The sequence below is a fragment of the Acinetobacter sp. 802_lipA genome (assembly GCF_058242885.1).
Genome location: NZ_JBZAYP010000001.1, coordinates 3,316,812 through 3,329,015 on the forward strand (window position 1 = coordinate 3,316,812; position 12,204 = coordinate 3,329,015).

12 protein-coding genes, 1 tRNA gene and 4 pseudogenes are annotated in these 12,204 nt (G+C 35.8%); 12 read left to right on the top strand and 5 right to left on the bottom strand.

Translation table 11 applies throughout. The annotated features are described in order from the left end of the window. Positions 1-2: 2 nt before the first annotated feature. The 3 genes from AC4CU3_RS16365 (at position 3) to AC4CU3_RS16375 (ending at position 1,335) form a co-directional block, all read left to right on the top strand. Positions 3-218: a hypothetical protein gene (locus AC4CU3_RS16365; RefSeq protein WP_004693517.1), complete on the top strand. Its 216-nt coding sequence runs from the start codon at positions 3-5 to the stop codon at positions 216-218. A gap of 278 nt (positions 219-496) precedes the next feature. Next, positions 497-706 (top strand): cold-shock protein, encoded by a 210-nt coding sequence (locus tag AC4CU3_RS16370; RefSeq protein WP_004693516.1) that lies wholly within the window; start codon positions 497-499, stop codon positions 704-706. 341 nt (positions 707-1,047) lie between these two features. Then, the gene (locus AC4CU3_RS16375) at positions 1,048-1,335 is read left to right on the top strand and encodes a head-tail connector protein (RefSeq protein WP_004980169.1); all 288 of its coding nucleotides are present in this window, start codon (positions 1,048-1,050) and stop codon (positions 1,333-1,335) included. Between the two features lie 221 nt (positions 1,336-1,556). On the opposite strand, the gene AC4CU3_RS16380 is transcribed toward AC4CU3_RS16375, so the two are convergent. Together AC4CU3_RS16380 and AC4CU3_RS16385 are read right to left on the bottom strand one after the other, a co-directional pair. Beyond that, positions 1,557-2,701 (bottom strand): IS3 family transposase gene (locus AC4CU3_RS16380; RefSeq protein WP_126624276.1). Its coding sequence is split into 2 segments (ribosomal slippage): positions 1,557-2,437 and positions 2,437-2,701, totalling 1,146 coding nucleotides; the frame shifts between segments, so codons are not numbered across the junction. 20 nt (positions 2,702-2,721) lie between these two features. Continuing rightward, complete coding sequence (locus AC4CU3_RS16385) at positions 2,722-3,597, bottom strand: IS982-like element ISAba825 family transposase (RefSeq protein WP_000102417.1); 876 nt, start codon at positions 3,595-3,597, stop codon at positions 2,722-2,724. Positions 3,598-3,843: 246 nt separating this feature from the next. On the opposite strand from AC4CU3_RS16385, the gene AC4CU3_RS16390 reads away from it, so the two are divergent. The 6 genes from AC4CU3_RS16390 (at position 3,844) to AC4CU3_RS16415 (ending at position 7,437) form a co-directional block, all read left to right on the top strand. Further along, entirely contained in the window at positions 3,844-3,969 is a 126-nt protein-coding gene (locus tag AC4CU3_RS16390) for a hypothetical protein (protein WP_017397253.1), read from the top strand. Between the two features lie 462 nt (positions 3,970-4,431). Beyond that, a tRNA-Met gene (locus AC4CU3_RS16395) sits at positions 4,432-4,508 on the top strand. Positions 4,509-5,243: 735 nt separating this feature from the next. Further along, positions 5,244-5,453: a cold-shock protein gene (locus tag AC4CU3_RS16400; RefSeq protein ID WP_004693506.1), complete on the top strand. Its 210-nt coding sequence runs from the start codon at positions 5,244-5,246 to the stop codon at positions 5,451-5,453. 106 nt (positions 5,454-5,559) lie between these two features. Further along, positions 5,560-5,787, top strand: coding sequence for a hypothetical protein (locus AC4CU3_RS16405; RefSeq protein WP_178929030.1), 228 nt, complete (start codon positions 5,560-5,562; stop codon positions 5,785-5,787). Positions 5,788-5,842: 55 nt separating this feature from the next. Further along, positions 5,843-6,040, top strand: a complete 198-nt coding sequence (locus AC4CU3_RS16410; protein WP_005399626.1) for a hypothetical protein — start codon at positions 5,843-5,845, stop codon at positions 6,038-6,040. Positions 6,041-6,346: 306 nt separating this feature from the next. Continuing rightward, positions 6,347-7,437 (top strand): IS4-like element ISAba33 family transposase gene (locus AC4CU3_RS16415; protein WP_155115347.1). Its coding sequence is split into 2 segments (ribosomal slippage): positions 6,347-6,887 and positions 6,887-7,437, totalling 1,092 coding nucleotides; the frame shifts between segments, so codons are not numbered across the junction. A gap of 138 nt (positions 7,438-7,575) precedes the next feature. Here the strand turns inward: AC4CU3_RS16415 and AC4CU3_RS16420 are convergent. Next, a pseudogene (locus AC4CU3_RS16420) lies at positions 7,576-8,127 on the bottom strand (IS256-like element ISAba26 family transposase); the annotation flags it as partial. On the opposite strand from AC4CU3_RS16420, the pseudogene AC4CU3_RS16425 reads away from it, so the two are divergent. After that, positions 8,126-8,488, top strand: a pseudogene (locus tag AC4CU3_RS16425) (IS5 family transposase); the annotation flags it as partial. The pseudogenes AC4CU3_RS16420 and AC4CU3_RS16425 overlap by 2 nt on opposite strands. A gap of 70 nt (positions 8,489-8,558) precedes the next feature. Here the strand turns inward: AC4CU3_RS16425 and AC4CU3_RS16430 are convergent. After that, positions 8,559-9,688 (bottom strand): IS3-like element ISAcsp5 family transposase gene (locus AC4CU3_RS16430; protein ID WP_100228722.1). Its coding sequence is split into 2 segments (ribosomal slippage): positions 8,559-9,436 and positions 9,436-9,688, totalling 1,131 coding nucleotides; the frame shifts between segments, so codons are not numbered across the junction. Positions 9,689-9,776: 88 nt separating this feature from the next. On the opposite strand from AC4CU3_RS16430, the pseudogene AC4CU3_RS16435 reads away from it, so the two are divergent. Continuing rightward, positions 9,777-10,076 (top strand): annotated as a pseudogene (locus tag AC4CU3_RS16435) (transposase); the annotation flags it as partial. Positions 10,077-10,157: 81 nt separating this feature from the next. Here AC4CU3_RS16435 and AC4CU3_RS16440 read toward each other — a convergent pair. Continuing rightward, positions 10,158-10,962: pseudogene (locus AC4CU3_RS16440) on the bottom strand (tyrosine-type recombinase/integrase); the annotation flags it as partial. A gap of 120 nt (positions 10,963-11,082) precedes the next feature. On the opposite strand from AC4CU3_RS16440, the gene dusB reads away from it, so the two are divergent. Next, positions 11,083-12,102: a tRNA dihydrouridine synthase DusB gene (gene dusB, locus AC4CU3_RS16445; protein ID WP_262470896.1), complete on the top strand. Its 1,020-nt coding sequence runs from the start codon at positions 11,083-11,085 to the stop codon at positions 12,100-12,102. Positions 12,103-12,204 lie beyond the last annotated feature (102 nt).

The following is a 12,204-nucleotide window of genomic DNA, read 5'->3' on the forward strand; positions in this document are numbered from 1 at the left end:
ATATGAATATCTGTATTGGTGGTGACTTGGATGGTCAAGTAGTGATTTTAAATAAAATGCGATTTAATGCAAAAGAGATAGATCAAAATAAATCATCGAGCTATATCAAGCAAAAGTACGTTAAGGGCGATCAAGTCTTTAATTTTTGGCGACATGCAGAAATGAAAATATGGGATGTTACTCATCAAGTTGAGTTGATTTTAGGAAAGAAAAATTAGCTAGAAGCGGGTAAATAAGCTTTATTCGCTTTTAGTGAAGATTTTCTTATCAATATGGATGAAAAAGCATTTCATGTGGGGTTGGGTGGTAGCAATAAAATAATATGTTAAGGTCTATCTATTGCGCGCTAAAAAGCTTATAGTGATAGTGTATTAGAATTATTTATTTTATTGTATTTACTAAAGTTATTTCGCAATTGATTCAACTCTGCGGTTTATCCGATGTATATGATTTAAAAGATTAATTCTTATATTTTTCAAAATTTAAGAGAATATTTATGTCAAACATTACAACTGGTACCGTTAAGTGGTTTAATGAAACTAAAGGCTTTGGTTTTATTTCTAGCGATACTGGAGAAGACGTTTTTGCACACTTTAGCGAAATCCAATCAAACGGTTTCAAAGTGTTGAATGAAGGTCAACGTGTTCAGTTTACGATTGTAGCTGGCAAGAAAGGCCCTCAAGCAAGCTCTATCACAGTAATCTAAGAATATTGTGAATTAAAAAACCCGCTTCAGTTAGCGGGTTTTTTAATGGCAGCTTATTTACTATTCGGTTGTTAAGGCGTCGTACGCTCACTATCTTTAGGCGGTGAATGGCTTATTTAAAAAACATATGAACAAATATTAATTGATCTATAAGAAATCTTTTGAAGGACTTATTAAGAATAGTAGAAAAATCCCTAGATAAAGGGATTTCAATGCCAAGTAATCAATATGAGAATAGGAATGAGGTGAAATTGTGATATTTGCTATGACACCGTAAAAGACTCTAGGAACGAGTTTAGTGATGAAAGTGTAAAAGCTGACTCGGAAAAATGGAGTGATCTATGAGTATTGTTGAATTACATGAAGTGAAGCGCCACTTACACTATGCCGATGATAGCAATGATGTTTCATTAAAAAGCTTTATTGTTGCTGCTGACGCTATAATTAAAAATTATATTACAGATAATTTTGGATCGGAATATCCATCTGCCATTAAACAAGCTGCTTTATTATTAATCGAATACTGGGAACAGCACAGAAAAGATGGGGGAGAGGTATCTGTGAATGGTAACTACCTCCCAATACCCGTACTCTCTTTGCTTAATCTATATCGTAAGCCCACTGTTTGATAGGTGATGTAGATAATTGTATGTATCTTTAGGCATGGGATATTTGAAATCACTGCATTGTAATTGAGAATTATTTGCATTTATTGGGTTTGTGCGTTAGAATCAATTTCAAGAATAAAATAAAATTTGACAATGATGTTTCATTAACCCAGCTCTATAGAGAGGTGGTCCCACATGTTTGAACAACTAAAAGCTTATTTATAAGTGATACTCTGCTCTAGTTAAGCTACCTTATTTTGTTGTGGTAGCTGGTCATAGTAAAACTCATCTGGAGTCATTTTGTCCAGACTCGAATGAGGTCGTTTCAAATTATAAAATTCAAAATATGCGTTTAATTGCTTCTTCGCATCCAAAACATTGCTGTAGGCTTTGAGATACACCTCTTCATATTTAACGCTCCGCCATAATCGTTCAACCATCACATTATCAACCCATCGACCTTTACCATCCATACTGATTTGAATGCCATTTGATTTCAATACATCAATAAATGCATCACTGGTAAACTGACTGCCTTGGTCTGTATTAAATATTTCAGGTCGACCATATTTTTCAATAGCTTCATTTAATGTTTCTATGCAAAATGTAACCTCCATACTAATCGATACTCTATGCGCAAGTACCTTGCGGCTATGCCAATCAATCACAGCACATAAATAAACAAAGCCTTTTGCCATAGGGATATACGTTATATCCGTAGACCACACTTGATTACTGCGCTGAATAGCCAATCCTTTGAGCAGATATGGATATTTGCGGTGAGCTTGATTAGCCTGGCTTAAATTTGGTTTGCAATATAACGCATTAATGCCCATTTTCTTCATTAAAGTACGTGTATGACGTCGTCCTATATGATGTCCTTGACGATTCAACAAATCACGCATCATACGGCTACCTGCAAAAGGGTATTGCATATGTAACTCATCCATACACCGCATCAGCTTCAGATCTGATGTACTCACAGGTTTTGGGCGATAGTAATAACAACCACGGGAGACTTTCAGCAGCTGAGCTTGCTTAGATACTGAAATCTGAAGTGAGTCATCGATTAACTTTTGTGGTTGAAGCGGCCCAGTTTCTTCAACACACCTTCTAAAAAATCAATTTCTAATGCCTGCTCACCGATTTTTGCATGTAGTTTTTTTAGATCGATGGGTGGTTCTGTTGGAGCTTTTGATTGATCGAAAGCTTGCGAGGAAGCTGAAATCAGTTGATTTTTCCAGTCGATAATTTGGTTTTGATGAACATCAAATTCAGCACTCAATTCAGCAAGTGTTTTTTCTGCTTTAATCGCAGCAAGTGCTACCTTAGCTTTAAAATCATTTGAATGATTTCTTCTTGGTCTACGTGCCATAAAATACTCCATATATTACGCCAATCTCAACTTTAAATAAGCTTTTCAAATTGAATCGGCGAATAACCACATTTTTTATTCATAACGACGCAGACCGTATGTGACAAAATCTTTCTGATAAAACGATGCGATAAGTGCCATAAATCTCTTGCCCTTACTTTTTGAATATTAAAGCGATCAGTTAATTGACCAATGACCGTTTCAATTTTCCTTCGTGCTCTCATAAGCAACCTCATTGATTCTTGAGATCTAGAGTCCGGCATATTCTTTCTTAAAGGAGTTTGTAGATCAACATACTGAAATTTATAGTATTCTTTCAAGCTGGGTCTTAAGTAACCTTTATCTGCACCTAGTAACCCATGAATATTTTCTGTGATTTCTGGTGCAACATCACGCTCATCTACATTTGCTGGAGCGAAAGTATAGCCAGTAATCATACCCTCCAAATTAATTACAAGATGCCCTTTAAAACCATAGTATTTCTCTTGTTGTGCAGCACAATAACTAAAACCTGCATGTTCTTTGAAATTCTTGTGTCTTTTTGCTCGACTATAACGACAAACAGGTATAGGAAATCCATCAATAAAATGAATATGATCCTGACCATAATGTGCAGTTAATTGGGCTGTGATTTTTTGATGAACTTGCCATAAGTTTGCACAATGCTTACAAAAGTTAGGATATGAACCTAAATGAGGGAACCAACTTAAGTAATTGTTTTTAAAAAACATCCATATGCTTTTATCCGTATCCATTTTGAGACACTCACCAACAATTTGCATTGTGATAATTTCAATATCGGTTAAAGCAGGTGGAAAACCACGTTTTCTTAATGGTTCAGAGACTATAGTTGGGTAAATTTCCTCTATGATTAAATAGACAATGATGATAAATTCTTCAGTGGACATAACTGTAATTTTATTTTCATAGACGGATTTAAAATGAGGTTATGTCCTTTTTATTTCAATGACTTAAAAAGTTGAGATTGGCGTATATATTGATGTTTATAACATCATTTGGGGAGCAAAATATCACTTATAAGTGTTGTTCAAATTTCCTGATCCACCTCTGAGAATGAGGTTGTTTCATAAATTAAACATTGAAATCTTTAGATTTTGATAAGTTATATTTTTAAATCGTGCTAGGCAAAAATGATGAAAATATTTGCAATAGTAAGTTTAGTTTTAATGCTGGGATTAACGGCATGCCAAAAAAGAGATACAGATACGAAAGAGCAGGATAAAACTACAACGCCACATTCCATGGATAAAGATCAGTAAGAAAAAGCTCGCCAAATGGTGGGCTTTTTCAAGAGTTAAAATGGTATAGTAGCGCTGTCATTTAAGTACTTTTTTCTATGTCTGAAACCTATAAATACATTTACACCCAAATTAGTACATTTGGATCATTACCTACACATAAAGTTCTTATAAGTAGTGTGGGAAGGAAGACAAAATTAGTTTTCGCTGATAATACTTTTGTTTATAGTACCGTTTCTGATTGGGCTTTAAATCATTCGGGTCTTGATTCTAGGAAATCAATATGGTCTGAAGAGCCTAAGTCATTTTTAGACAGTGAAAAAACAAGATTAAGCGTCTATAGAGCCTCACATCCCGCTTTTATCACTGAAGCAAGCATTGGCTAAGCACTAGTATTTTGTATGCTGCTTATGTAATAACTGTTTATATTGCAAATAAAGTTTGCTTTGTGGGTGCTTAGGGCGTATAAAGCTAACTCGTTGATGCGGGATGGAGCAGTCTGGTAGCTCGTCGGGCTCATAACCCGAAGGTCGTTGGTTCAAATCCAGCTCCCGCTACCAACGAAAAAAGATTCAAAGTTTATAGCCTAGTCTTCACAGATTAGGCTTTTTTTATGGCTAGTTAATTTTATACATAGCTGTTTCTAAGAACGTAATTTTTATACAAGTCACTGTAATGGCGTGTAAGCTATGAAACTACAGTATTTATAGAAAACACTGGACTGTAAGTGAAGGGCTTTGTTGCATAAATATGTAAGCATCTGATTTAAATAAATTTAATTTTGGATCAAAAAATAATCAAAACTTTTAAAATCATATAGTTATGAAATCTTTGTGCAACAAAGCCTATTATTCATTATTGATCCTAAAAAAACTTTATTTAAAGGCTATTTTATTTATCCAGAATGAACCCATACTACACCTTATGCGAAACGTTTGAAATTTCATCTCTAGCCTCAATGTTTTGGTTCAAGCTATTCTAAGGCTCAGCACACGACTAGGTAGGGCTTTTTTAGATGCTACGACTTCTATTTTTAAGGACGATTCAATTCATTGCAGGGAACACTTAATATAATTAAAATTTATGACAGCTATAAATAACTTGAATATTTACTTTTTTCATGTATACTTGGCCTAACTAGAAAAAAGTAATGTTTAGTAAATCTTCTTTAAGTATCGCAGTTTTAGTCATAATCCTCCGTTGTTTCAGATCTTAAGCTCCACTTTTATTATTTTCAAAGTTACATCTAGTCATTTATTTTTGACTAAAATTATTAAAATTCAGCAGGATATATTATGTCTACTACAGTTACCGGTACAGTTAAATGGTTTAATGAAACTAAAGGCTTTGGTTTCATTCAACAAGAATCTGGTCCAGATGTTTTTGCTCACTTTCGCGAAATCGCTAGTTCAGGCTTCAAAACATTGCATGAAGGGCAACAAGTGTCATTCAGCATAGAGCAAGGTCAAAAAGGCCCAAATGCTGTAAATATTGTTGCTTTATAAGAAGCATTAAATATAAAAAAGCACTGAATAGTGCTTTTTTAATGACCAAAAATTATTAATTAAATATTTATTCCTTGTTGGAATATATGAAAAAAACTGGTGGAAATTGAAAAAACCTAATACCTTAATTGCTAAATCTTCAAATGGTACTGAAATTATAGTCTCGTTAATTCCTCTAAATAAAATGCAAAATACCCGTGATGGCTTGAAATCTATTGAAGTGGGTAAGCGTGTGCTGCTTCAGTCTGGAATCGAAGTAGACTTAAATTTAGATGGTAGAACATTCTATACCGCTTTAAATCAATTATTTAAATTTAACTATAAAGTTGCCTAACTAAATATTTGATTATATTGTTTTAAAATGAATTAATATTATAGGTATAGAAAAAATGTTAAAGAAAAACGTTACTGTCAAAGATCAATTCGGTACTGAATACTCTATTCAGGCAACTGTAGATAAAAACTCTTGCAGCACAATGTTGCATTCAAATTTAAGATATATCACCGTTGATGGCGAAGATATTCGTCCTGGTTTTGAAATGTTCTTCCAAAGTCTCAATAGCGATAAAATTTTCAAGCTGATCTGAACGTTATTAGTTTTAATTTGGTCGTGATGACTAATATTACATTATCTTAATCAACCCCAATCATTCCTCCTCAAATCTATTTAAATTATAGAGCAGTTATTTTAGATAATTTGAAGAGGGCTATGTATACAGAACACGTTTATTAATAAGTAGTTTAATGACATAGCTAAAATGTATTCTTAGCAAAAAATATTTTTTGAATGTCAAGAAAAATTCATTTTATTATATAAATATTCTTTGTACACGACAAAAAAAGATAACTCATTGAAATAATGGCATAATACTTGTTTTCTGAAGACGAATATGATGACACATTTCAATGAGTTATATCTCATCTTAAACAAATATCTAAAGTGGAACAAGTCACATGCAAAATGTTTTACACTGATTATGCTTGCATTAATTGTAAAACAGACATGTAATCTTTCTTCTGCATCTAAAGCCTTACCCATCAAGTGCTTACCACAATCATTTTATCGACGTATACAACGCTTCTTTGCAGGTCAGTATTTCGATTATCGTCAAATTTCTCAGTTAATTTTCAATATATTTTCATTTGATAAAGTCCAATTAACTTTGGATAGAACTAATTGGAAATGGGGAAAACGAGATATCAATATCTTGATGTTAGCCATCGTCTATCGTGGAATAGCGATACCTATTGTTTGGACATTGCTCAATAAACGTGGAAATTCAGATACAAAAGAGCGTATTGCTTTGATTCAACGCTTTATCTCCATTTTTGGTAAAGATCGTATTGTGAATGTGTTTGCAGACAGAGAATTTATCGGTGAGAAATGGTTTACATGGTTAATTGAAAATGACATTAACTTCTGTATACGTGTTAAAAAAACTTTATTGTGACCAATCACTTAGCCAAGAATCATAAAATTAGTGATTTATTTCGTCATCTTCAAGTTGGTCAAACTGAATGTCGTAAACGACGTATTTGGGTTGGTCGAGTGAAACTGTATATTAGTGCGCTACGATTAGAAGATGGAGAACTTTTACTTGTTGTTTCTCCTATGTTTAATGCTTCTGCTATTCGTGATTATGCATTACGCTGGGAAATCGAAACGTTATTTAGTTGTCTCAAAGGACGTGGATTCAATCTTGAAAATACTCGTTTAACAGACCCTAGACGAGTCAAGAAATTGATAGCAGTGCTAGCTATGGGTTTCTGTTGGTGCTATTTAACAGGTGAATGGCAACATGATCGGAAAAAAGCGATAAAAATAAAGAAGCATGGACGACTTTCAGTAAGTTTATTTCGCTACGGTTTGGACTATGTTCAAATGGCTATTCTACGTTTGATTGGTTTTGGAAAAAAAGAAGAATTTAAGAAAGTGCTAGCAATTTTAAGAAAGAAAAAGCCTGATAGGACAAGGGTCCTATGAAATTTGTCGTGTACAGAGATAAATATTATAGGTTTAATGATTGTTAGCTTGTCCCCGAGGAATTCTTAATCTCCAAATTTCTTCCAATAATTGGTTTCTCGAAGGAGCCTGTAAATTATTTTGTGTAAGTTCCATTTTTTATAAATGATCTTTTAATCGATCATCGAACTGAATCGTAAACCAATTCATTGCTAAACGCCAATTTTGAATTGGCATCGTCCATTTCTTCGCAGCATTTGATGTTGCTAAGTAAATGACCTTCTTTACTGAGTCATCAGATGAAAAGATTTTCCTCTTCTTCGTTGAATGGCGTATTACGCTATTCAACGACTCAATCGCATTTGTTGTATAAATTGCATGACGTATTTCGGCTGGATAGCTAAAGATCGTTCGGATATTTTCCCAATTGGCCCGCCAGGATTCTCCAATTTTGGGATACTGGTGATTCCATTGATCACAGAAGATGTCTAGGGACTTTAAAGCATTTTCCTCTGTACTTGCCTGATAAATCGCTTTCAGACCCGAGGTAACAGCCTTGTAGTCTTTCCAGCTTACAAATCTCAGGCTATTGCGTACAACATGCACGATACACAGTTGAATATCAGTATGAGGGTAAACGGAGGCTATCGCGTCAGGAAAGCCTTTTAATCCATCTACACAGGCAACAAGAATATCCTGTACTCCTCGATTGAGTCGCGGAAATATTGCCATTTGGTTTGATCCTGCTACGCAATGGTATGCGCCATCAAAAGGCAAACAAGGCCGAAATCAAACCTACTCCGACGCAGCCATCCAATGCTGCTTAATGATTAAATCCTTATTCCGTCTGTCTTTACGTATGGTCACTGGCTTTGTGCAAAGTCTGATTAAACTTTGCGGATTAAATTGGATAGCTCCAGATTACACCACGCTTTGTAGAAGACAAAAGCATATTGATATTGTAATCAGCTACCAAAAAAGTAGCGATGGGCTGCATCTACTCATGGACTCTACAGGCATGAAGTTTCTAGGTGAGGGCGAATGGAAATGCAAGAAACATGGACCTGAATATTAATGTGGTTCCGTTAATTAGACCACTCAATTCAGTTTTATAAGTGATAAATCCGCTCTAAATATTTAAATTATGCTGCCATTACTTTTAGTAAATGTTGATCATAAAATTCATCCGGTGTTGCCTTATTCAAACTTGAATGAGGACGTATCGTGTTATAAAAATCCAAATATTCAGCAATTGATTGTTTCGCTTGTTTAACCGTATCGTAAGCCTTCAAATAGACTTCCTCATGCTTCAAGCTGCGCCATAACCGCTCAATCATCACATTATCCATCCATCGTCCTTTCCCATCCATACTGATACGGATATTTCGCAATTTTAACTCATTCAAAAATGCCTCGCTTGTGAATTGACTGCCTTGGTCTGTATTAAATACCTCTGGACAACCATATTTCACAATTGCTTCTTGCAACGCATCTATGCAAAAGTCTGTTTCCATACTGATCGATACTCGATGAGCCAGTACTTTACGACTATGCCAATCTATAATTGCACACAGATAGACAAAGCCTTTAGCCATAGGAATGTACGTGATATCTGTACACCAGACTTGATTAGAGTGATCGATGACCATGTTTTTCAACAGATATGGGAAAATACGGTGTGCAAGATTAGGCTTACTGGTATTGGGTTTTGGATACAAAGCATGTATTCCCATCAAGCGCATTAAACGTCGGACTTTACGCCGACCTATTTGATGCCCTTGACGCTGTAGCATATCTCGTATCATTCGACTGCCCATAAATGGGTAGTCGAGATGAATTTCATCGATTAGACGCATCAAACTCAAATCAGTTGATGAAATCTCTTTGGGCTTGTAATACAACGTACTGCGATTGATTTGAATCAATTGCGATTGTTGTCGTACCGAAAGTTGATGGGTCTTATCGATCATTTTTTGCCGCTCAGCTGCCCTATTTTTCTGAGCGCACCTTCTAAAAAATCAATTTGCAATGCCTGATGTCCTATCTTGGCATGTAAAGCTTTGAGGTCAATCTCAGGTTCTTGTTGTGCTGTTGGTCGTGAAAAAATATTGATTGATTGCTCAAGCAGTTGATTTTTCCAATCGATGATTTGGTTTTGATGTAAATCGAATTGAGTAGAAAGTTCAGCGAGTGTGTGGTCGCCTTTAATTGCTGCGAGAGCAACTTTAACTTTAAACTCTGCTGAATGATTACGACGTTTTCTTCGTGTCATGGTTGACTCCAAAAACAAGCATTTCCCATGCTTATTGGGGAGTAGATTATCACTTATAGACGTGGTCTAAAATCCTAGAACCACATCACTTGGTGATTTACTTAATCAGATTCCACAAGATGAGCAGATTAACTGTGTTTATACCGATGGAGCTTATGACACCAAGCAATGCCGTCAGGTCATTGCAGATCGGCAAGCGCATGCGGTGATTCCACCTAGAAAAAATGCGAAACCATGGAAAGATACAAAGAGTAGCTCGCTAGAGCGAAATGAATTACTTAGAACAATTAAACGTTTAGGCAGGACACTATGGAAAAAATGGTCAGGCTATCATCGGCGAAGTTTGGTTGAAACGGCTTTGTTGCACAAAGATTTCATAACTATATGATTTTAAAAGTTTTGATTATTTTTTGATCCAAAATTAAATTTATTTAAATCAGATGCTTACATATTTATGCAACAAAGCCGTTTCAAGGTGCGCGTACTTATGGTTACCCTCAGACCCTTCGGGGTATTTAGCATCTCGAACCAACCATTGTGTATTGTGACGATCGTAATCAGCTAATCGCAAAGAACAAATTTCATCTTCCTGACGTCCTGAGTAGATTGCAAACCAAATGATCAGATGCATAGGTACAGATTTAGTTTATGCTTCCAGTTTTTGTAAAAATGCGTTGTTAATGCCTGAAGCTCTTCAAAGGTTGGTAATCGGTCACGAGTCTTAGACTTAGTGACGATTCTTGATTTTCGTAAACCTGTTAGCGCTTTGTCATATTCAACAACGACTTCTTCTAAAGGCTCACCCCAAACATGTTCAACATGGATCAACACTGCCTTAATATGGCCTAAATCTTTTAATGCTGTGGAAGGAGCAACCCCTTCAGTACCTTTTAAAGGATCACCTTTACGTCGAGTAATTGCAAAATCAGCAAAATCTTGGCGAGTTAATGAATAGATATTTTTCTCTGAAATCTCTAAACTAGCGATGTTATTTAGTGACCATGTTTTTGTTCGAGCAAAATTATCTGCCTCTTCAAGGTATCTCTTAATAAAGTCAGCCAAAGTTGCATGCTTTAACTTCTCTTGAGGATTGAGCATCTTTTTTGGATTCAGCTCTATTTCAGCTTCAGTACGTTTAATCCATTCGTCTGCTAATGATTTTTTGCTAAAAGTTTTTGAGACTTTATAAATAGGGTAGCTTTCTCGTTGCACACGTACTTGAGCACGATAACGTATAGTTCCATCTTTTATTGACGTTTAGTAACCGTACCCATGTGATTTGCACCATAACTTTTAAGCGGTGCAAATAGGAAGCTGCTAGAAGTCAATAAAAAGCGATTCAAAGAAGTTAAACGAGGTTAAAGAAATTGAGTCAAAACAATGTAATTAAAGAATTGTTTGATAAACCAATAGGTAAGAAACTTTGGGTCGCTCCGATGGCAGGCGTAACTGACCGTCCATTTAGGTCTCTGTGCAAATACTTTGGTGCAGGGCATGCTGTCAGTGAAATGATGACATCAGACCAAACGTTACGGATGAGTAAAAAAAGCTTATATCGTGCTAATTTTGATGGTGAATTGGCGCCTATTTCAGCACAAATTGCAGGATCAGATCCCAAAGAGTTAGCGGAAGCTGCACGATATCAGGTCTCAAATGGTGCTCAAATTGTGGACATTAATATGGGGTGTCCTGCCAAGAAAGTCTGTAATAAGCTGGCGGGTTCTGCACTTTTAAAAGATGAAGACTTGGTGGCTCGAATTTTGGATGAAGTTGTGGCTGCAGTTGATGTACCTGTCACACTTAAAACTCGTTTGGGTTTTTTGAATGGTCATGAAAATATCTTACGTGTAGCGAAACGTGCTGAAGAGGCGGGTATTGCCGCGTTGGCGTTGCATGGGCGCACCCGTGAAGACATGTATTTGAACACGGCTCGTTATGATTTAATTAAAGAGGCTAAACAGCTCATTCGTATACCAGTGGTTGCCAATGGGGATATTGATAGTCCAGAAAAAGCCAAATATGTACTCGATTATACTGGTGCAGATGCAATTATGATTGGTCGCGCTGCGCAAGGGCGTCCATGGATTTTTCGTGAAATCGCACATTATTTGGAGACAGGTGAACATTTGGCAGCACCAAGCATTCAAGAAGTAAAAGAAGTTCTACTTGGACATCTTGCTGAACTGTACACATTTTACGGGGAATACTCTGGCTGCCGAATTGCACGTAAACATATTGCTTGGTACACCAAAGGTTTACGTTCAAGTAATGAATTTCGCCAGAACATGTACAAAGTGGAAAGTACAACTGAACAATTTAAAGTGGTCGCTGACTACTTTGACCAATTACTCATACATGGTGAAACCATGAATGACGTACAGGTTGAACAGGTCAATTTGTTAGAAACCAAATAAACAAAGCTCCACGTATGGAGCTTTGAGTGAATAATGAGACTTAATAACGGCTTTGTTGCATAAATATGTAAGCATCTGATTTAAATAGATTTAATTTTGGAT

Coding starts and splice junctions, on each gene's coding strand:
- AC4CU3_RS16410 (WP_005399626.1), top strand. CDS start 5,843: ATGTTAAAGAAAAACGTTACTGTCAAAGATCAATTCGGTACTGAATAC.
- AC4CU3_RS16370 (WP_004693516.1), top strand. CDS start 497: ATGTCAAACATTACAACTGGTACCGTTAAGTGGTTTAATGAAACTAAA.
- AC4CU3_RS16375 (WP_004980169.1), top strand. CDS start 1,048: ATGAGTATTGTTGAATTACATGAAGTGAAGCGCCACTTACACTATGCC.
- AC4CU3_RS16385 (WP_000102417.1), bottom strand. CDS start 3,597: ATGTCCACTGAAGAATTTATCATCATTGTCTATTTAATCATAGAGGAA.
- AC4CU3_RS16365 (WP_004693517.1), top strand. CDS start 3: ATGAATATCTGTATTGGTGGTGACTTGGATGGTCAAGTAGTGATTTTA.
- AC4CU3_RS16400 (WP_004693506.1), top strand. CDS start 5,244: ATGTCTACTACAGTTACCGGTACAGTTAAATGGTTTAATGAAACTAAA.
- AC4CU3_RS16390 (WP_017397253.1), top strand. CDS start 3,844: ATGAAAATATTTGCAATAGTAAGTTTAGTTTTAATGCTGGGATTAACG.